A 20,613-nucleotide genomic window follows, 5' to 3' on the forward strand; every position below is an offset into this window, starting at 1 on the left:
GGGCCGAAAGCCCGCTCTTTTCCTTTTGGTGCATCCCCGGGCTCCAGCCGCCGAGAAACAGCCCCGCGTGACCGATCTGCTGCGCCAAATCGAAGACATCGTGTCCCCGACCGTGGTCGGCATGGGCTTCGAGGTGGTTCGAGTCGCCATGAGCAAGGGCGGCACGCTGCAGATCATGGTCGAGCCCTCCGACGGCCGCCCGATGGACGTCGAGAGCTGCGCCACGCTCTCCCGCGCCCTGTCGGCCGTGCTCGACGTCGAGGATCCGATCCCGACCGCCTACACGCTCGAGGTCAGTTCCCCGGGCATCGACCGGCCGCTGACGCGGCCCAAGGACTATGCGCGCTGGGCCGGCCACGTCGCCCGCGTGGAGACGACCGAGCCGGTCGAAGGCCGGCGGCGCTTCAAGGGCACGCTGCTCGGGATGAGCGACGGCCTGGTGCGGCTGCGGCTGGACGACGGGAAGGAGGCGACGGTGCCGTTCGCCTCGGTGTCCCGCGCCAAGCTCGAGCTGACCGACGCGTTGATCGAGGAACATCTGGCCGCCCAGGAAGCGGCCCAGGCCCACTAGGAAGACCAGGACTCGCAAGAGAGGAATTGGACATGGCGACGACAGCCGACATCCCGCGTCTCGAGATGCTTCAGGTGGCCGACATGGTCGCCCGCGAGAAGGGCATCGAGCGCGAGGAGGTGCTCGAGGCGATGGAGCAGGCCATCCAGAAGGCCGGCCGCGCCAAGTACGGCCTGGAGCACGACATCCGCGCCGAGATCGACCGCAAGTCGGGCGAGATCAAGCTGCTGCGCTACGTGCAGGTCGCCGACCCGGTCGAGAACGACAATATCCAGGTCCCGCTGGCCGAGGCGCAGCGGCGCAATCCCGAGGCCCAGGTCGGCGACTTCCTGACCGACGAGCTGCCGCCGATCGACTTCGGCCGGGTCGCCGCCCAGACGGCCAAGCAGGTGATCACCCAGCGCATGCGCGAGAGCGAGCGCAAGCGGCAGTACGAGGAGTTCAAGGACCGCGTCGGCGAGATCGTGTCGGGCGTGGTGAAGCGCGTCGACTACGGCAACATCACCGTCGACCTGCAGCGCGCCGAGGGCGTGATCCGGCGCGACGAGACGATCCCGCGCGAGAGCCTGCGCGTGAACGACCGGGTGCGCGCCTACATCTTCGACGTGCGCGAGGAGCCGCGCGGCCCGCAGATCTTCCTGTCGCGCAGCCATCCGCAGTTCATGGCCAAGCTGTTCATGCAGGAAGTGCCGGAGATCTACGACAACATCATCGAGATCAAGGCGGTCGCCCGCGATCCCGGCAGCCGCGCCAAGATCGCCGTGCTGAGCCACGACAGCGCCATCGATCCGATCGGCGCCTGCGTCGGCATGCGCGGCAGCCGCGTCCAGGCCGTGGTTCAGGAGCTGCAGGGCGAGAAGGTCGACATCATCCCGTGGTCGGGCGACACGGCCAACTTCATCGTCAACGCGCTGGCGCCGGCCGAGGTCAGCAAGGTGCTGATGGACGAGGAGAAGAACAAGGCCGAGGTCGTGGTGCCCGACGACCAGCTCAGCCTGGCGATCGGCCGCCGCGGCCAGAACGTCAAGCTCGCGTCCCAGCTCACCGGCTGGGAGATCGACATCATGACGGAGACCGAGGAGAGCGAGCGCCGCCAGAAGGAGACGCGCGAGCGCACCGAGCTCTTCAAGGTGGCGCTTGATGTCGACGACGTGATTGCCCATCTCCTGGTGGCGGAAGGCTATGCCGCCGTCGAGGACGTGGCCGATTCGGCCGTCGAGGACCTCGCCACGGTCGAGGGCTTCGACGAGGAGATCGCGACCGAGCTGCAGCGGCGCGCGCGCGAGTACATCGAAACGCGTGACGCCGAGCTGGCGGCCCGGCTCGAGGAGCTGGGGGTCGCCGAGGACGTTCGCCAGATCGAAGGTCTCAGCTTGCCCATGCTGGTGGCGCTGGGCGAGGGCGGGGTGAAGACGCTCGACGATCTGGGCGACCTCGCTTCCGACGAGCTGCGCGAGATGGTCGGCGAAGGCGCGATGGATAACGACACCGCCAACGCCATCATCATGAAGGCCCGCGAGCACTGGTTCGCGGACGAGGAAGCCCCGGCGGAAGCCGAGGCCGAAGCAAAGGCCTGACAGGAGACCGACACACTTGGCCCATGCCGTCGCCATGATCGGAGCCGAAACTGCCGCTCCCCCGCCGACCGGTCCGCAGCGTACCTGCATCGCGACCGGACGGACGGATGCGCCCGAGCGGATGATCCGCTTCGTGGTCGGGCCGGCGGGCGATGTCGTGCCCGACCTGGCGCGGCGCCTTCCGGGGCGTGGCCTGTGGGTCACGGCCGAGCGGTCGGCGGTCGAGCGCGCGGTGGCGAAGAATCTGTTCTCGCGCGCGGCGCGGGCCTCCGTGAAGCCGGCGCCCGACCTCGCCGAGCGGGTCGGACGTCTGCTGCTCGAACGCGTGCTGGCCGATCTCGGCCGGGCCCGCCGCGCGGGCCGGGCCGTGGCGGGCTTCGTCAAGGTGGAACAGATGGTGGGCCGGCGGCGCGCGGGCCTGCTGATCGTTGCCGGCGAAGCCGAAGGCGACGGGCTGAAGAAGCTCGAGGCGAGCGGCCTGCCGCTGGTGCGGCTGGCCGACGCCATGGTGCTCGGCGCCCTCTTCGGGCGGGAGCAGGCAGTTTACGTGGCGGTTGCGCGCGATGATGCGGGCGGCGCCTTTGCGCAGCGAATCGAGGCCGGGGCGGCGCGGTGGCGCCACTATCGGTCGGACGGCAGCAACGAAGGTTGACGGGCCGGAGCGGACCAAGGACAACGACGACCATGACGGAACAAAAAGAGCAGACCAAGCCGACCAAGCCGCTCACGCTCTCGACGGCGCGTTCGGGCACGGCGCCCAAGAGCGGCGGCGACGCCACGCAGGTGCGCCAGAAGTTCTCGCACGGGCGCACGCGCGTGGTCGAAGTGGTGGCCAAGAAGCCGGTGAAGCGCGGTACCACCGCGCCCGCGGCGGCGGCGCCCCAGGCGCCGGCACCTGCCGCTCCGGCTCCTGCTCCTGCCAAGGCTCCCGCGCCGGCGCCCGGCCGCACCCTCAAGCTCGGCGGCGCTCCGGCCCGCAGCGGCGCGCCCGGCCGCGAAGGCGGCTCCGGCGGCCGCGGCATCGTGCTGCGCACGCTGACCGAGGAAGAGAAGGAGGCGCGCGCCCGCGCCCTGGTCGGCGCCAACCGCGACGCCGAGGTGGCGCGCCAGCGCGCGGCCGTCGAGGCGCAGCGTCGTGCCGTCGAGGAGGAAGCGCGCAAGAAGGCCGACGAGGAGCACAAGAAGCGCCTCGCCGAGGAAGAGGCGCGCAAGAAGGCCGAGGAAGAGGTCAAGCGCAAGGCCGACGCTCTGGTCCAGAAGCGCCTCGACCAGGCCGCCACCGGCTCGCCGCAGGCGCCGGCCGCCCGCCAGGCGCAGGAGATCAATCCCGGCCCGGCACCGGCCCCCGCAGCGGCGGCGCCGTCGGCCCCCGTGCGCCGGCCGTCCGGCCCCAGCGATTCCATGCTGCGCCGTCCGCCGCCGTCGCGGCCGGCCCCGCCCAAGCGCATGCCGCCGCCGACGGGCGCCCGCCGCGAGGCGCCGAAGCGCCGCTCGGACAAGGTCGATGTCGGCCGTGCGGTCGAGGGCGAGAACGATTTCCGCAGCCGGTCGGCGGCGCAGATGCGCCGTCGCCTCGAGCGCGACCGCCGCCGCGAGCACGCCAACAGCACGCCGCAGCAGAAGGTCTATCGCGAGGTCACGATCCCCGAGACCATCACGGTCCAGGAGCTGGCCTCGCGCATGTCCGAGCGCAGCGCCGACGTCGTGAAGACGCTGATGCGCATGGGCGTGATGGCGACCATCAACCAGGCGATCGATCCGGACACCGCCGAGCTGGTCGTGACCGAGATGGGTCACCGGCCCAAGCGCGTGGCCGAGGGCGATGTCGAGACCGGTCTCGCCGAGGCCGTCGACACGCCCGAGGCGATGCAGTCGCGGCCGCCGGTCGTCACCATCATGGGCCATGTCGACCACGGCAAGACTTCGCTGCTCGATGCGCTGCGCGCGACCGACGTCGCCGCGCACGAGGCGGGCGGCATCACCCAGCATATCGGCGCCTACCAGGTGACCCTGCCGTCGAGCCAGAAGATCACCTTCCTCGACACGCCGGGCCACGAGGCGTTCACGGCCATGCGCGCCCGCGGCGCCAAGGTGACCGACATCGTGGTGCTGGTGGTGGCGGCCGACGACGGCGTCATGCCCCAGACCAAGGAGGCGATCGCCCACGCCAAGTCGGCCGGCGTGCCGATCATCGTGGCCATCAACAAGATGGACAAGCCGGGCGCCGAACCCGGCCGTGTCCGCACCGAGCTGCTGCAGGACGAGATCCAGGTCGAGCAGCTGGGCGGCGAAGTCCAGTCGATCGAGGTCTCGGCGACCAAGAGGATCAACCTCGACAAGCTCGAGGAAGCGATCCTGCTGCAGTCCGAGCTGCTCGAGCTCAAGGCCAATCCGGACCGCCCGGCCGACGGCGTCGTCGTCGAGGCGAAGCTCGATCCCGGCCGCGGCTCGGTGGCGACGGTGCTGGTCCAGCGCGGCACGCTGCGGGTCGGCGACGTGCTGGTGGCCGGCGCCGTGTGGGGCCGCGTCCGCCGCCTGGTCGACGATCGCGGCAACGCGGTCGAGAGCGCAGGTCCGGCCTTCCCGGTCGAGATCCTCGGCCTCGACGGCACGCCGCAGGCGGGCGACGAGTTCCACGTGATGGAGAGCGAGGCGCGCGCCCGCGAGATCTCCGACTTCCGTGCCCGCCGCGAGCGGCAGGCGCAGCTCGCCCGCGCCGCGGGCGGCCGCGGGACCCTCGAGGAGATGATCAAGGGCATCCGCGAGGGCACGGCCAAGGAGCTGCCGGTGTTGATCAAGGCCGACGTGCAGGGCTCGGCCGAGGCGCTTGCCGGGGCGATCGCGCGGCTCTCCACCGACAAGGTGGCGACCCGCGTCGTCTACTCCGGCGTCGGCGGCATCAGCGAGGCGGACCTGACGCTCGCCAAGGCGTCGGGCGCGCTGCTGATCGGCTTCAACGTGCGCGCCAACCCGCAGGCGCGCGAGATCGCCAAGCGCGACAAGATCGACATCCGCTACTACTCGATCATCTACAAGGTGACCGAGGACATCCAGGCGCTGATGGTCGGTCTGCTCGACCCGACCTACAAGGAGACCTTCCTCGGCAACGCCGAGATCCGCGAGGTCTTCCGCATCACCAAGGTCGGCAACGTCGCCGGCTGCATGGTCACCGAGGGCATGGTCAAGCGCGGCGCCAAGGTCCGCCTGCTGCGCGACAACGTGGTGATCCACGAGGGCACGCTGAAGACGCTGCGGCGCTTCAAGGAAGAGGTCCGCGAGGTGCAGCACGGCTTCGAATGCGGCATGGCCTTCGAGAACTACGACGACATCAAGGTCGGCGACGTGATCGAGTGCTTCGACGTCGAGGAAGTCCGGCCGACGTTGTGAGTTGAGCGTTCCTCCCCTTCGCGGATTCCGCGAAGGGGAGGTGTCGCCGTCATCGGCGACGGAGGGGTCATGGGCATCATCACCGCTGCTCATGACCCCTCCGCCCGCTCCGCGGGCACCTCCCCCCGCTTCTCGCAGGGAGGAGAATAAGGGAGGTTCCCCCATGCCCCGCCGTCGCCCGTCCGAGCGCGACAAGAAGGGTCCGAGCCAGCGCCAGCTCAGGGTCGGCGAGGAGGTGCGCCATCTCCTGGCCGAACTGCTGGAGCGCGGCGAGATGCGCGATCCCGACCTGCGCGAGGCCTCGATCACGGTGACGGCGGTCGACGTCAGCCCCGACCTGCGCAACGCCACCGCCTTCGTGATGCCGCTGGGCGGCCAGGACGAGCAGCGGCTGCTCGCCGCCATGCGCCGCGCCGCGCCGTGGTTCCGCGCCCGCGTCGGAGAGAAGGCGGGGCTGCGCCACGCGCCCGAGATCCGCTTCGAGATCGACCGCACCTTCGACGAGGCCGACCGCATCGGCGCCCTGCTGCGCCGGCCCGACGTCGCGCGCGATCTCGACGACGAATGAGCCGCCGCAAGGCCGGCGCCAAGATCGACGGCTGGGTGATCCTCGACAAGCCGGTCGGGCTGGGCTCGACGCCGGCGGTCGCCCGCGTCCGGCGCCTCTTCGGCGCCGCCAAGGCGGGACATGGCGGCACGCTCGATCCCCTGGCCAGCGGCGTGCTGCCGATCGCGCTCGGCGAGGCGACCAAGACGGTGCCCTTCGTCATGGACGGGCGGAAGGCGTATCGCTTCACGCTCCGCTTCGGCGAGGCGCGCTCGACCGAGGATGCCGAGGGCGAGGTCACGGCGGTGAGCGACGTCCGGCCCGACGATGCCGCCATCCGCGCGGCCCTGCCCGCCTTCACGGGCGACATCGAGCAGATGCCGCCCGCCTTCTCGGCGCTCAAGATCGACGGCAAGCGGGCCTACGATCTCGCCCGGGCCGGCCAGGCGGTCGACCTCAAGGCGCGGCCGGTGCGCATCGACCGCCTGGAGCTGGTGGCGCGGCCCGATCCGGACCACGCAGATTTCGTGGTCGAGTGCGGCAAGGGCACCTACATCCGGTCGCTCGGCCGCGACCTGGCGCAAGCGCTGGGGACCGTCGGGCATCTGTCGGCCCTGCGTCGGACGGCCGCCGGACCGTTCGGCGAGGCGGCGGCCATTTCGCTTTCCAAACTGGAGGCCCTCGGGCATATTCCCGCGCTTCTCGGGGCCCTGGCCCCCGTCGCGACCGCGCTGGACGACATCCCGGCGCTGGCCCTGACGGAGGCCCAAGCGGATCGGCTGCGCCAAGGCCAGCCGGTGCTCTTGACCCGGGACGCACCGCCGTCCGGCGCGCTGGTCCGCGCCGAAAGCGGCAGCAGGCTGGTGGCGCTGGTCCGTTCGGACGGCGCCGCTCTCCGGCCGGTGCGCGTCTTCAACCTATAAGTCGATGGAGAGTCCCGATGTCGATCACAGCCGAGCGCAAGGCCGAGCTGATCAAGTCCTATGCCCAGGCCGAGGGCGACACCGGTTCGCCGGAAGTCCAGGTCGCGATCCTGAGCGAACGCATTTCCAACCTGACCGAGCATTTCAAGGGTCACGCCAAGGACCATCATTCGCGCCGCGGCCTGCTGAAGCTGGTCGGCCAGCGCCGCCGCCTGCTGGACTATCTCAAGTCCCGCAACGCGAAGCGCTACGAGAGCCTGATCGAGCGCCTGGGTCTCAGGCGCTGATGACCGGCCCCGGTTCCGTCACGACGGACCGGGGCCTTTTCGCGTCGCCTCGACCGGTCCCCGTAGCTGTTCGGCCGGCCGATGCGACATTGAAGGAACCGGGAGGGCAGGGGCGAGAGCAAAGGCCCGGCCCGGTCCTGCCGACGCAAGGGCGTCGGTGGGCGGCAGCCGCCAGACGGGGGCGGACGCCGTGCAGGAAAGGAAGATGGATATGAGTGAGATGTTCAACGTGTTCCGCAAGGAACTGGACTGGGCCGGCCGCAAGCTGGTCCTGGAGACCGGCAAGATCGCGCGCCAGGCCGATGGCGCGGTGCTTGCCACCTACGGCGGCACGACCGTGCTCGCCACCGTGGTGTTCGAGAAGAAGCCGAAGCCCGGCCTCGACTTCTTCCCGCTGACCGTGAACTACCAGGAGAAGGCGTTCGCCGCCGGCAAGATCCCGGGCGGCTTCTTCAAGCGCGAGGGCCGGCCGTCGGAGAAGGAGGTCCTGACCTCCCGCCTGATCGACCGTCCGATCCGCCCGCTGTTCCACGAGAACTACAAGAACGAGACGCTGGTCGTGATAACCACGCTGGCGCACGACCTGGAGAACGATCCCGACATCGTGTCGATGATCGCGACCTCGGCCGCGCTCACGATCAGCGGCGTGCCCTTCATGGGCCCGATCGGCGCCGCGCGCGTCGGCTACCTCGATGGCAAGTACGTCATCAACCCGACGCTCGAGCAGACCGAGAAGAGCGACCTCGACCTCGTCGTCGCCGGCACCCAGGAAGGCGTGCTCATGGTCGAATCGCAGGCCAAGGAGCTCGACGAGACGACGATGCTGTCGGCCGTGATGGAAGGCCATCGCTCCTTCCAGCCGGTGATCGAGGCGATCATCCAGCTCGCCGAGCACGCCGCCAAGGAGCCGATGCCGCTCAGCGAGCCGCCGGAGGCGGCGAAGACGGTGGCCGAGCGCCTGAAGGCCGAGATGTCGGCCAAGATGGCCGAGGCCTACGGCGAGACCCAGAAGCTCGCCCGACAGGCCAAGGTCGGCGAGGTCAAGGCCGCCGCCAAGGCGCTGTTCGAGGGCGACGAGGCCGCTCTCGCCGTGTTCGGCGAGCAGTTCGGCAACCTCGAGGCCGACGTCGTGCGCGGCGCCATCCTCGACACCGGCAAGCGCATCGACGGCCGCGACACCAAGACGGTCCGCCCGATCGAGGCGGAGGTCGGCGTGCTGCCGCGCGCCCACGGCTCGTCGCTGTTCACCCGCGGCGAGACGCAGGCGCTGGTCGTCGCCACGCTGGGCACCGGCCAGGACGAGCAGATCATCGACGCGCTCGAGGGCGAGTACCGCGAGAACTTCATGATGCACTACAACATGCCTCCGTACGCGGTCGGCGAGGTGCGTCGCATGGGCTCGCCCGGCCGTCGCGAGATCGGCCACGGCAAGCTCGCCTGGCGCGCGCTGCGCCCGCTGCTGCCCGGCAAGGACAAGTTCCCCTACACGATCCGCATCGTGTCGGAGATCACCGAGAGCAACGGCTCGTCTTCGATGGCCTCGGTCTGCGGCGGCTCGCTGTCGCTGATGGATGCCGGCGTGCCGATGGAGCGGCCGGTGGCGGGCATCGCCATGGGCCTGATCAAGGAAGGCGAGCGCTTCGCCGTCCTGTCCGACATCCTGGGCGACGAGGATCATCTCGGCGACATGGACTTCAAGGTGGCCGGCACCGAGAAGGGCATCACCGCGCTGCAGATGGACATCAAGATCACCTCGATCACCGAGGAGATCATGAAGGTGGCGCTCGGCCAGGCGAAGGACGGCCGCCTCCACATCCTGGGCGAGATGGCCAAGGGCCTGGGCGGCGCGCGTGACTCGGTCAGCCAGAACGCGCCGCGCATCACCCAGTTCACGATCCCCAAGGACAAGATCCGCGAAGTGATCGGCACCGGCGGCAAGGTGATCCGCGAGATCACCGAGACGACCGGCACCAAGATCGACATCGAGGACGACGGCACCATCAAGGTCGCCGCGGTCGACGCCAAGCAGGGCCAGGCCGCGATCGACTGGATCAAGGGCATCGTCGCCGAGCCGGAAGTGGGCGTGATCTACAACGGCAAGGTCGTGAAGACCGTCGAGTTCGGCGCCTTCGTGAACTTCCTCGGCGCGCGCGACGGGCTGGTTCACATTTCCGAGCTGGCGCCGCGCCGCGTCGCCAAGGTCACCGACGTCATCAAGGAAGGCGACCAGGTGAAGGTCAAGGTCCTGGGCGTCGACGACCGTGGCAAGGTCCGCCTCAGCATGAAGGCGGTCGACCAGGAGACCGGCGAGGACATCTCGAACAAGCTGCGCGAGGAGCAGGCCGCTCCCGCCGCCGGCGAGTAAGGGTCGCCGGTAAGCCGGGTACAAGACGTAAGGGAAACGGCGGCCTTCGGGCCGCCGTTTTTGTTCGTAGAGTCGTTGGCCATGACGATGACCTCACGCCGCCACCTCCTGCTCGCCACGGGTGCCAGCCTGCTGCCGCTCGGCACGTTACGCGCCGAGGGAAGGGTCGCCACGCCGCAGCAGACCGAGGGCCCGTTCTACCCGGCGGGCTTCCCGGCCGACATGGACAACGATCTCGTCCAGGTGCGCGGCCAGGCGGCGCAGGCGATGGGCACCGTGCTGCATCTCGAGGGTCGGGTGCTCGACCTCGGCGGCCGGCCGCTCGACGGCGCCCTGGTCGAGATCTGGCAGTGCGACGCGCAGGGTCTCTACGATCATCCCCGCCAACCCGGTCGCGAGCGTCGCGACCAGGCCTTCCAGGGCTACGGACGGATGCTGGCCGGGGCCGACGGCCGGTACAGGTTCCGGACGCTGAAGCCGGTCGCCTATCCCGGCCGCACGCCGCACATCCATCTCAAGGTCGCGACCTCGGGCGGTCGCACGCTCACCAGCCAGTTCTATCTCGCCGGCGAGCCGTCCAATGCGCGCGACGGCGTGTTCCGCGCCATCCGCGATGCCCGCCAGCGCGCGTCGGTCGAGATGGTGCTGGCCCCGGCCCCCGGCGTGGAAGCCGGGGCGCAGGCCACCTCCATGGACATCGTCGTCACGGCCTGATTCTAACAGCCCGGCCCTGGGCCGCTGCCACGCGTCTCACCTTTCTGTGACTGCTGATTTGTCCGGACGGCCGTCATCGGTTTGACATGGCCGCGCTGCACTTCGTATGCTTTCAGAAGTGAGACGACGTCTCACATTGTGAGACCGCGTACGTACCCACTCATGGCCATTCCCGGCGAAATCCAGTCCGTCCAGCGTGCCGTTTCGGTACTGCGGGCGTTCGCCCTGGCCGACGAATGGTCGACCTCGTCGCTCGGCCGCGAACTCGGGCTGCACAAGAGCGTGGTGCATCGGCTGCTGGTCACCCTGGCCAAGGGCGGATTGCTGCGGCAGGACGAGCGCACGGGCCGGTTCCGGCTGGCGCCGGCGATGGTGTCGCTCGGTCGCCGCGCCGAGCATTCCCACGACGTGCTGGGGATCGCCCGGCCGCTCCTGCAGCAGCTCGTCGAGGCCAGCCAGGAGACGGTGAGTCTGGGCGTGCTGCAGGACGATCACGGCGTCTGCCTCGCCAATGTCGACAGCCCGCAGTCGATGCGCTTCACCATCAGCCCGGGCGATAGCTTCCCGCTGAATGCCGGCTGCGTCGGGAAGGTGATCCTGGCCTTCCAGCCGCCACCCTTCGTCGAGGCGCTGCTGGCGGCAGGCCCGCTGGCCCGCTTCACCGACCGGACGCTGGCCGAGCCGGCGGCGCTGCGCGAGGAACTCGCGCGCATCCGCGCCCAGGGCTACGGCTTCAGCGACGCCGAGATCACGCCCGGCGCCCGCTCGGTGGGAGCGCCCGTCTACGACGCCGACGGCGAGGTGCGCTACAGCCTGGTCATCTCCGCGCCGTCGCTGCGCCTCACCGACGAGCGCGTGCCGGCGTTCGTCGACCTGGTGTGCGAGGCCGCCGCGACCCTGTCGCGCGAGCTCGGCCACCTGCCGGCGACTGGCGGCGGTCCGCTCTCCCGCTCGTCCGACGTCCCGGCCGTATGACGCGCCGGACTCTCGCCGCCGCCACCGCCTTCCTGGCGCCGCCCGGTCTCTGGATCGGGGTGTTCTTCGTCCTCCCGATGGCGACGATCGTGCTGCTGAGCTTCTGGCGCGTCGTCGACTACGACATCGTCGCCGACTTCACCCTGCGCAACTACGAGCGCCTGGTGCGGCCGCTCTACCTCGACGTCTTCTGGCGGACTATCAAGGTGTCGGTGCTGGTGACGGCGATCTCGCTCGTGGTCGGCTATCCGGTGGCCTACTTCCTGGCGCGCAAGACGCGGCGCTTCCGCGTCACGCTGCTGGTGCTGGTCATCCTGCCGCTGTGGACCAGCTACCTGGTGCGGACCTACGCCTGGATGCTGATCCTCGGCACCAAGGGCGCGGTCAACCAGGCGCTGCAGGCGGTCGGCCTGACCAGCGAACCGATCTCCTGGCTGCTCTACAGCGACTTCGCGGTCACGCTGGCGCTGGTCCACATCTACGTTCCCTACCTCATCCTGCCGCTCTACTCGGTGCTCGAGAAGCTCGACCCCAGCCTGTTCGAGGCGGCGAAGGACCTGGGCGGCGGCCGCTGGCGCACCTTCCTGCACGTCACCCTGCCGCTCAGCCTGCCCGGCGTGGCGACGGGATGCCTGTTCGTGTTCATCCCGTCGATGGGCTCGTTCGTGACGCCGGAGCTGCTGGGCGGCACGCGCAGCATCCTGATCGGCAGCATCGTGGCCCAGCAGTTCGGCGTCGCCTTCGAGTACCCGCTGGGCTCGGCCATGGCGCTCGCCATCATGGGCATCATCCTGCTGGTCGCGGTGGCGCTCCTGCGGGCCGGACGCCCGGCGGGGGTCTCGTGAGGACGATGGGCCGCCTGCCGTCGCGCGCGCTGCTCGGCCTGTGGACCGCCCTCGTGCTGCTGTTCCTGTTCGCGCCGCTGCTGCTGGTCGTCGCGTTCTCCTTCAACACGTCGGAGATCAGCATCTTCCCGATCCGCGGCCTCACCTTCGCCTGGTACGAGAGGCTGGCGGGCAACGCCGCCTTCAGGTCCGCGCTCGCCAACAGCTTCGTCGTCGGCGCCGCCACGGTGGTGCTGGCGACGGCGCTGGGCGTCGCCATGGCGACCGGCGTGCACCGCTACGGCGCCCGCTGGCGCACCGTGCTGCGCTCGGCGGCCGGCCTGCCGATGATGGTCCCGCACCTCATCCTCGGCATCGCGCTGCTGAGCTTCTACAACGTCGTGCAGATCGACCTGTCGCTTCTGACGGTCATCGTCGGCCATTCGATCGTGGCCTTTCCCTACGTCTTCCTGATCATCTCGGCCCGCCTCGTCGGCGTCGATCCCTCGGTCGAGGAGGCGGCGCGCGACCTCGGTGCCGGGGCGCTCACGATCTTCCTCGAGATCACCCTGCCGCTGCTGGCGCCGGCCATCCTGGCGGCCGCCCTGATCTCCTTCACGCTGTCGTTCGACGAGGTCGTGGTGACCTTCTTCACGACCGGCACCGAGAACACGCTGCCCATGATGATCTGGTCGATGCTGCGCTTCGGCATCACCCCGGAGATCAACGCCATCGCCACGCTGACCATCGTCGTCAGCTGCGTCATGGCGGGGATCGCCGAACTGGCAATACGGCGCGCGCGAACGACCGCCGACGGAAGACGTTGAGCAACCTCGACACGACAGGAGCTGGATCATGGCCGATAGACTGGATCTCAACCTTCTGCTGCCCGCCGGCATGTCCCGGCGGGCCGCGCTGCGGGCGCTGGGTGCCGCAGGGCTCGGCGCCGCCGGACTGGGCGCGGCGGGCGGTCCCGCGCTCGCCCAGGACCGCACGCTGAACTACTTCACCTGGTCGGCGTGGGGCGAGGGCCCGTTCGTCGAGGACGCCAAGAAGAAGGTCAACATCGACCTCAAGCCGACCTTCTACAGCAGCTCGGACGAGATGGTCGCCAAGCTGCGCGGCGGTGGCAGCAAGCTGTACGACATGATCGTCCCGGTGCAGAACTACATCGCCCCCGCCGCCAAGGCCGGGCTGATCGAGCCGCTCGACCCGGCCGCCCTGCCCAACGCCAAGTCGCTGTTCCCCGAGTTCCAGGCCCAGCCGCAATGGACGGTCGGCGGCAAGCTCTACGGCGTGCCGTTCGTGTGGGGCGCCAACGCCATCGCCTTCAACCGCAAGGAGACGGGCGAGGTCGATTCGCTCGACGTGCTGTTCGATCCCAAGTGGAAGGGCAAGCTGGCGATGCGCGACGAGCCCGAGGATTCGCTCGGTGTCGGCGCGCTCAAGCTCGGCATCAAGAACCCCTACCAGATGGGCGAGAAGGAGCTGCAGGAGGTCAAGAAGCTGCTGATCTCCCAGAAGCCGCTCCTGCGCGCCTACTGGAAGAACGTCGCCGACGTGCAGAACATGCTGGCGTCGGGCGAGGTCGTGGCGGCCTGGACGTTCCTCGCCGTCATCGCGCCCCTGCGCAAGGCGGGCGTCGACGCCGGCTGGGTATGGCCCAAGGAAGGTGCCATCGGCTGGAGCGAGGCCATCACGCCGGTCAAGGGCACCCAGAAGCTGAAGCTCGTGCAGGAGTACGCCAACTTCACGCTCAGCCCCGAGTACGGCGAGTTCATGGCCCGCACCACCCGCTACGCGCCCTCATCGAAGGCGGCCGTCGACCGCCTCGACCCGGCGATGGTGAAGGACCTCGGCATCGATCCCAAGAACGTCTCGCGCCTGACGTTCAAGGAGATTCCGGCGGACAAGTCGCGCTGGAACGAGATCTGGAACGAAGTGAAGGCGGCGTGAGGCTGCGATGACGGCGAGCAGCGGCACGATGCCCGACGTTCGGATCCGGGGGGTGGTGAAGCGCTTCGGCCGATTCGAGGCCGTGGCCGGCATCGACCTCGATGTCGAGCGCGGGCAGTTCGTGACGCTGCTCGGCCCGTCGGGCTGCGGCAAGACGACGACGCTGCGCATGATCGGCGGCTTCGAGCAGCCCGACGTCGGCGAGATCCTGGTGGCCGGCGAGCCGGTCAGCCAGGACGAGACCGGGCGTCACACGCGCATGGTGTTCCAGAGCTATGCGCTCTTCCCCCACATGACGGTGGCCCGCAACGTCGCGTTCGGGCTGCGCATGGACGGGGTGGCGCGAAGCGAGATCGCCGCCCGCGTCGAGACGATGCTGGCCAGCCTCGGTCTCGCCGACCAGGCGGCCAAGTACCCGCGACAGCTCTCGGGTGGCCAGCAGCAGCGCGTGGCGCTGGCCCGCGCACTGGTGACCCGGCCGCGCGTGCTGCTGCTCGACGAGCCGCTGGGCGCGCTCGACCTCAAGATGCGCAAGCGCATGCAGGGCGAGCTGAAGGCCCTGCAGCGCGACGTCGGCATTACCTTCATCTACGTCACCCACGACCAGGAAGAGGCGATGAACCTGTCCGACGTCATCGTCGTGATGGAGAAGGGCCGCATCGCCCAGGTCGGCACGCCGGAGGAGATCTACCGCCGGCCGGTCAGCGCCTACGTCGCCGACTTCGTGGGCGAGACCAACCTGCTGCCCGGGCGCGTCGTCGCCGCCGGCGCCGGCGGGCTGCGGGTCGCCACCCGCATCGGCGAACTGTCGGTCCCCGGGGCCGGCGGCCCGGCGGGCGGCGCGCTCACCGTCGCCGTGCGGCCGGAGGCCATCATGATCGGCCCGTCGCTCGACGGGCAGGCGCGCGGCCGCGGGATCGTGCAGTCGCGGTCGTTCCTGGGCGCGCTGACGCGCGTCGTGATCGGGATCGACGGCACGACGCTGACGGCCGACCGGCCCGGCCTGCTGGCCGTCCAGCCCGGCGATGCCGTCGAGTTCGGCTGGCGTGACGAGGATGCGCTGGCGCTCCCGGCCGACAAGTCCTTACCAGGGGAAATGCAATGACCTTCACCATCGTCGGCCGATGCAAGCGCACCGGCCATCGCGGCGTCGCGCTCGCGACCAGCTCGCCGGCCATCGGCCAGCGCTGCTCCTTCGTGTCGCATGCCGGCGCCGTCGGGATGCAGGCCATCGCCGAGCCGCGGCTGGGCGTCTTCGCGCTCAAGCTGCTCGAGCAGGGCTACAGCCCGCGCGGTGTGATCGCCGAGGTGACGGCGAGCGACGACTGGCCGGGCAAGCGCCAGATCGGCATCGTCGACGCCGACGGCCGCTCGGCGGCCTTCACCGGCGACGCCAACGGCCCGTGGGCGGGCCATATCCACGGCGAGAACTTCGTCGCCATGGGCAACGTGGTGGCCGGGCCCGAGGTCGTCGAGGCCATCGCCGAGGCCTTCCACGATGACGAGTCCGCCGGCCTCGAGGCCCGCCTCATGCGCGCCGTCGAGGCGGGGCGCGACGCCGGCGGCGAGACGATCGGTCAGACCTCGGCCGCGATCCTGACCTTCGGCGAGCAGATCGTGCCGCGCTGCGACCTCCGCGTCGACGTCTGCGACGAGCCGGTCAAGGAGCTGCGCCGCATCTTCGACTGGTTCGAGCCGCTGCTGCCCTACTTCGAGGAGCGCAACCGCAATCCGTTCATGCCGCGCTTCAAGGACTACTTCGAGCAGAAGGGCCTCGTGCGGGACTACGGCAAGCCGGTGCCGGTGACGCGCGGCGGCAGCACCAAGTTCCCCTACCGTCCGTGAGCGCCATGCCAGCAGCAGCGAACCGCATCGGCGTCGATGTCGGCGGCACCTTCACCGACCTCGTGGTCGAGCAGGAGGGCGGCGTCATCGAGGTCTTCAAGGTGCCGTCGGTTCCGAGCGATCCCAGCCGGGGCGTGCTCGACGCCGTTGCCGCCGCGGCCGCCGGCCTCGGCACGACCGTGCCCGACCTGCTCGCCCGCTGCGGCTGGTTCGTGCACGGCTCGACGGTCGCCACCAACACCGTGCTCGAGCGCAAGGGCGCGCGGGTCGGCATGCTGACGACGGCTGGTTTCCGCGACAGCGTCGAGATCCGCCGCAGCATCCGCGAGAACCCGTGGGACCATCGCACGCCCTTCGCCGAACCGCTGGTGCCGCGCAATCTGCGGCTCGGCGTGCGCGGCCGGCTGGACGCGCAGGGCCGTGAGCTGGCGCCGCTCCTCGCCGACGACGTGCGCGACGCCGTCGCGCGGTTCGCGGAGAAGGGCGTCGACAGCATCGCCATCTGCTTCATCAACGCCTATGCCGACGGCCGGCACGAGGCGGCGGCGGCCGAGATCATCCGCGAGGTCGCGCCGCAGATGTCGGTCTCGCTGTCGTCGCGCCTGGCGCCGATCGTCGGCGAGTATGAGCGTGGCTCGACGACGGTCATCGACGCCTATATCCGCCGCCGCGTCATTGCCTATCTCGAGGCGCTGGGCGAGCGGCTGCGCGACCTCGGCTTCCGCGGCGAGGTGGCGCTGATCCAGAGCAACGGCGGCGCCATCGGGCTGAGCCGCGTGGCGCGCGCGCCGGTCGGCCTCTGCCTGTCCGGCCCGGCAGCCGGCATCGGCGCCATGCGCTATTTCGGCCGCCTGTGCGGCAGCGACGACCTGATCACCATGGAGATCGGCGGCACGAGCTGCGACGTCAGCATGCTGCAGGCGGGACGGGCGCAGCTGATCGACGGGTTCGGCATCGGCGGCCACCATGTCGGCCTGCCGGCCATCGACATCCACACGGTCGGCGCCGGCGGCGGGACGATCGCGCGTGTCGACGAGGCCGGCCTGCTGCGCTGCGGGCCGCAGGGCGCGGGCGCGGCGCCCGGCCCGGCCGCCTACGGCCGCGGCGGCAGCGACGCCACCACGACCGACGCGCTGGTGGTGCTGGGCCGCATGCGGGCCGGGCCGATCGGCGACGGCTCGGTGGTGATCGACGCGGCGCGCGCCCGCGCGGCCTGCGCCGAGCGGGTCGCGGGACCGCTCGGCCTTGACGTCGAGGAGGCGGCGATCGGCATCGTCCAGCTCCTCGAGCAGAACCTGCTGCACGCCGTCGAGGAGATCAGCGTCAAGCGCGGGCTCAATCCCGCCCGCTACACGCTGATCGCCGCCGGTGGTGCCGGGCCGATGCACGGCGCCACGGTCGGCCGCGCGCTCGGCTGCACGCGGGTCTACGTGCCCCGCCACGCCGGCGCCTTCTGCGCGCTCGGCATGCTCGACAGCGACATCCGCCACGACCTCTACCGCGTGTTCGACGCGCCGCTGGGCGACGAGGCGCTGGCGGCGCTGCCCGACGCCTTCGCCGAGCTCGCCCGCACGGCGATCGAGGAGGTGGGGGCCGAGCCGTCGTCGTCGCCGGCGACGCTGCGGCGGGTGGTCGACCTCGTCTACAAGGGCCAGATGCGCTCGGTGCAGGTCGACTTCGAGCCCGGACAGGACGATGTCGCCTCGCTCAAGGGACGGTTCGAGGCCGAGCATCGCCGGCTCTACGGCCACATCAAGCCGATCACGCCCATCCGCATCGCCGCGCTGCGCGTCGTGGCGACGGTGCCGGCCTCGGCGCTCGCCGTGCCCGAGCGCGCCGATGCCAGCGGCACGCCGCCGGTCGCCGAGACGCGGCGCGTCTTCATCGACCGCAGCGCCGGCTGGGCCGACGTCCCGGTCTACCGCGGCACCGACCTCGGCGCCGGGCATGCGCTTTCCGGACCCCTGGTCATCGAGGAGCATACGATGACCCTCTATGCCGGCCCCGGCGATCATGTCAGCGTCGACCGGGCGGGCAACTACGTGATCGACCTGAGGTGACCTCCATGGACAAGCCAGCGGACGACCGGCGGATCGTCGATCCCGTCATCCTCGCCCTCACCCAGAACCGTCTCGACCATATCTGCCGCCAGATGGGCTGGGTGATGTCGCAGACCGCGCTCAGCCCGATCTTCAGCCAGGCGCACGACTTCACCTGCTTCATCACCGGGCGCGACGGCCACATCATCAGCCAGGCCGAGGGCCTGCCGGCGCACGCCGCCGGCGGCGGCTTCGCGGTGCGCGCGCTGATCAAGGCGTTCGGCGAGGACATCGCCGAGGGCGACGTCTTCCTCATGAACGATCCCTACGTCGCCGGCGGCAACCACCTGCCCGACTGGGTGATTGCCACGCCGGTCTTCGTCGGCGGCCGGCTGGTCGCCTTCGCCTGCGACCGCGCCCACCAGTCCGACATCGGCGGCGGCGCGCCCGGCACCTACAACGGCGAAGCCACCGAGATCTTCCACGAGGGCATCCGCCTGCCGCCGGTCCGCATCGTCGAGAAGGGCGAGATCCGCCGCGACGTCTGGCAGCTCCTGCTGCTGAACAGCCGCACGCCCGAGCTGCTCGACGGCGACCTGCAGGCGATGATCGGCGCCACGCGCGTCGGGTCCGACCGCATCGTGACCCTGGGCAGCGAGCTCGGCATCACGGCGATCGCCGACATCTTCGACGCGGTGCTGGACCATGCCGACGCCCGCTTCCGTCAGGTCGTCGCCGCCCTTCCCGACGGTGTCTACGAGGGCGACGAGCATACCGACAACGACTGCTTCGCGCCCGGCCGCTTCAACATCCACGTCAAGCTGACGATCGCCGGCGACCGGCTGACCATCGACTACAGCGGCACCGATCCGCAGATGCGCGGCTTCAAGAACAGCCCGATCGCCAACACCTACTCGCTGACCTATGTCGGCCTGGCCTCGTTCCTGGGCGGCGACATCCCGATCAACGAGGGCACGTTCCGCTCGGCCGAGCTTGTCCTGCCGCCGGGCACGCTGGTCAATCCCAACCCGCCGGCCGCGCAGACGATGAGCACCATGTACATGGGGCACGAGATCGTGCACGCGATCTGGAAGGCGCTGGCCCAGGCCGATCCCTCCCGCGCCTGCGCCGGCTGGGGCAAGACGGTCCACGGCATCAGCACCGGCCACAACGCCGCCGGCGAGCCCTACGTGCTCTATCACTGGAACGCGCTGTCGGGCGCCGGCGCGGTCGCCGAGCGCGACGGCTTCCACCAGATCGGCCTGCTGGGCGCGCTGGGCGGCCTCACTGTGCCCAACGTCGAGGCCTACGAGCGCCTCTATCCGATCCGCATCCATCGCCACGAGATCCGCTGCGACAGCGCCGGCCCGGGCGAGCGGCGCGGCGGCGCCGGCGTCGAGTACGAGGCCGAGGTGCACGGCGATGTCGTGCAGTCCTTCCGCAGCGAGGGCCTGACCTATGCCGCGGCCTTCGGCGTCAACGGCGGCGGCGAGGGCCAGGGCGCGGACATGACGATCGCCAGCGACGGCCAGCTCGTGAACGACCTGCCGGCCTACGGCAAGCGTTCGCTGAAGAACCCCGTGTTCAAGGTCCGCTCGGCCGGCGGCGGCGGCTGGGGCGATCCGCGCCGGCGCGACCCGGCAGCGGTGGCGCGGGACGTGCTGGATGGCGTGGTGAGCATCGCCGCGGCGCGCGAGACCTACGGCGTGGCGGTCGACGGCACGACGGGCGCCGTCGATGCGGTGGCGACCGCGCGGCTGCGCCTCGCGGAAGCGGCGGACTGAACGAGGCCGGCCGCGGCTACTCGCCGTTCTGGCCGTTGCCCGCCGACGGGGGCATGCCCATCGCGTGGTAGCCGGCGTCGACGAAATGCACCGTGCCGGTGACGCCGGCGCTGAGGTCGGACAGGAGATAGAGCGCGGCGCCGCCGACGTCGGTGAGCTCGACGTTGCGGCGCAGCGGCGAGGCCTCGCGCGACACGCGGTAGACGTAGCGGGCGCTGCCGATCACCGAACCGGCCAGGGTGCGCATCGGTCCCGCCGAGATCGCGTTCACGCGCACGCCCTGCGGGCCAAGATCGGCTGCGAGATAGCGCACGCTCGCCTCGAGCGCGGCCTTGGCCACGCCCATGACGTTGTAGGACGGCATGACGCGCGTGGCGCCCTCGTAGGTCAGGGTGACGAGGCTGCCGCCCTCGGTCATCAGCGGCAGGGCGCGGCGCGCGATCTCGGTGAAGGAGTAGCAGGAGATGGTCAGGCTGCGCTGGAAGTTGGCCTTGGTCGTGTCGACATAGCGGCCCTTCAGCTCCTCCTTGTCGGAGAAGGCGATGGCATGGACCACGAAATCGAGCCGGCCCCATTCCTTCTCCAGGCGGCCGAACAGCCGGTCGAGGCTGGCCTCGTTCTCGACATCGGCCTCCTCGATGATCCGCGAGCCGAGCTTCTCGACCATGGGCAGCACGCGCTTGCCGAACGCCGCGCCCTGGTAGGTGAAGGCCATCTCGGCACCGGCGGCATGCAGCGCCTTCGCGATGCCCCAGGCGATCGAGCGGTCGTTGGCGACGCCCATCACCAGGCCGCGCTTGCCGGCCATCAGTCGCGGGA

17 protein-coding genes and 1 pseudogene are annotated in these 20,613 nt (G+C 70.4%); 17 read left to right on the forward strand and 1 reads right to left on the reverse strand.

Annotated elements, in window-relative coordinates:
* Positions 1 to 25: 25 nt before the first annotated feature.
* The 17 genes and pseudogenes from rimP (at position 26) to ACO073_RS05170 (ending at position 19,794) form a co-directional block, all read left to right on the forward strand.
* Entirely contained in the window at positions 26 to 571 is a 546-nt protein-coding gene (rimP, locus tag ACO073_RS05090) for a ribosome maturation factor RimP (protein ID WP_421995922.1), read from the forward strand.
* 32 nt (positions 572 to 603) lie between these two features.
* Positions 604 to 2,148, forward strand: a complete 1,545-nt coding sequence (gene nusA / locus ACO073_RS05095; protein ID WP_421995924.1) for a transcription termination factor NusA — start codon at positions 604 to 606, stop codon at positions 2,146 to 2,148.
* 16 nt (positions 2,149 to 2,164) lie between these two features.
* Complete coding sequence (locus ACO073_RS05100) at positions 2,165 to 2,800, forward strand: RNA-binding protein (RefSeq protein WP_421995926.1); 636 nt, start codon at positions 2,165 to 2,167, stop codon at positions 2,798 to 2,800.
* Between the two features lie 32 nt (positions 2,801 to 2,832).
* Entirely contained in the window at positions 2,833 to 5,535 is a 2,703-nt protein-coding gene (gene infB / locus ACO073_RS05105; protein WP_421995928.1) for a translation initiation factor IF-2, read from the forward strand.
* A gap of 163 nt (positions 5,536 to 5,698) precedes the next feature.
* A complete protein-coding gene (gene rbfA, locus ACO073_RS05110; RefSeq protein ID WP_421995930.1) occupies positions 5,699 to 6,103 on the forward strand; it encodes a 30S ribosome-binding factor RbfA in 405 nt (134 codons plus the stop codon).
* Positions 6,100 to 7,005: a tRNA pseudouridine(55) synthase TruB gene (truB, locus tag ACO073_RS05115; protein ID WP_421995932.1), complete on the forward strand. Its 906-nt coding sequence runs from the start codon at positions 6,100 to 6,102 to the stop codon at positions 7,003 to 7,005. The genes rbfA and truB overlap by 4 nt, the downstream gene beginning before the upstream one ends.
* 11 nt (positions 7,006 to 7,016) lie before the next feature.
* A pseudogene (rpsO, locus tag ACO073_RS05120) lies at positions 7,017 to 7,292 on the forward strand (30S ribosomal protein S15); the annotation flags it as partial.
* A gap of 220 nt (positions 7,293 to 7,512) precedes the next feature.
* A complete protein-coding gene (gene pnp / locus ACO073_RS05125; RefSeq protein WP_421997397.1) occupies positions 7,513 to 9,657 on the forward strand; it encodes a polyribonucleotide nucleotidyltransferase in 2,145 nt (714 codons plus the stop codon).
* A gap of 81 nt (positions 9,658 to 9,738) precedes the next feature.
* Entirely contained in the window at positions 9,739 to 10,371 is a 633-nt protein-coding gene (locus tag ACO073_RS05130) for a protocatechuate 3,4-dioxygenase (protein ID WP_421995934.1), read from the forward strand.
* Between the two features lie 162 nt (positions 10,372 to 10,533).
* Positions 10,534 to 11,346: an IclR family transcriptional regulator gene (locus ACO073_RS05135; RefSeq protein ID WP_421995936.1), complete on the forward strand. Its 813-nt coding sequence runs from the start codon at positions 10,534 to 10,536 to the stop codon at positions 11,344 to 11,346.
* Complete coding sequence (locus tag ACO073_RS05140; RefSeq protein WP_421995938.1) at positions 11,343 to 12,191, forward strand: ABC transporter permease; 849 nt, start codon at positions 11,343 to 11,345, stop codon at positions 12,189 to 12,191. Before ACO073_RS05135 ends, ACO073_RS05140 begins: the two co-directional genes overlap by 4 nt.
* Before the next feature lie 5 nt (positions 12,192 to 12,196).
* Positions 12,197 to 12,997: an ABC transporter permease gene (locus tag ACO073_RS05145; protein WP_421995940.1), complete on the forward strand. Its 801-nt coding sequence runs from the start codon at positions 12,197 to 12,199 to the stop codon at positions 12,995 to 12,997.
* Positions 12,998 to 13,025: 28 nt separating this feature from the next.
* Positions 13,026 to 14,126 carry an ABC transporter substrate-binding protein gene (locus ACO073_RS05150; RefSeq protein ID WP_421995942.1) on the forward strand — a complete coding sequence of 367 codons (1,101 nt, stop codon included), beginning with the start codon at positions 13,026 to 13,028 and terminating at the stop codon, positions 14,124 to 14,126.
* Between the two features lie 7 nt (positions 14,127 to 14,133).
* A complete protein-coding gene (locus ACO073_RS05155) occupies positions 14,134 to 15,231 on the forward strand; it encodes an ABC transporter ATP-binding protein (RefSeq protein ID WP_421995944.1) in 1,098 nt (365 codons plus the stop codon).
* Complete coding sequence (locus ACO073_RS05160) at positions 15,228 to 15,971, forward strand: DUF1028 domain-containing protein (protein WP_421995946.1); 744 nt, start codon at positions 15,228 to 15,230, stop codon at positions 15,969 to 15,971. The genes ACO073_RS05155 and ACO073_RS05160 overlap by 4 nt, the downstream gene beginning before the upstream one ends.
* Before the next feature lie 5 nt (positions 15,972 to 15,976).
* Complete coding sequence (locus ACO073_RS05165; protein ID WP_421995948.1) at positions 15,977 to 18,031, forward strand: hydantoinase/oxoprolinase family protein; 2,055 nt, start codon at positions 15,977 to 15,979, stop codon at positions 18,029 to 18,031.
* A gap of 5 nt (positions 18,032 to 18,036) precedes the next feature.
* Positions 18,037 to 19,794 carry a hydantoinase B/oxoprolinase family protein gene (locus ACO073_RS05170; RefSeq protein WP_421995950.1) on the forward strand — a complete coding sequence of 586 codons (1,758 nt, stop codon included), beginning with the start codon at positions 18,037 to 18,039 and terminating at the stop codon, positions 19,792 to 19,794.
* 16 nt (positions 19,795 to 19,810) lie between these two features.
* On the opposite strand, the gene ACO073_RS05175 is transcribed toward ACO073_RS05170, so the two are convergent.
* Positions 19,811 to 20,602, reverse strand: coding sequence for an enoyl-ACP reductase FabI (locus ACO073_RS05175; RefSeq protein ID WP_421997398.1), 792 nt, complete (start codon positions 20,600 to 20,602; stop codon positions 19,811 to 19,813).
* Between the last annotated feature and the right edge of the window lie 11 nt (positions 20,603 to 20,613).

The sequence above is a fragment of the Reyranella sp. genome (genome assembly GCF_965229815.1).
GTDB lineage: Bacteria > Pseudomonadota > Alphaproteobacteria > Reyranellales > Reyranellaceae > Reyranella.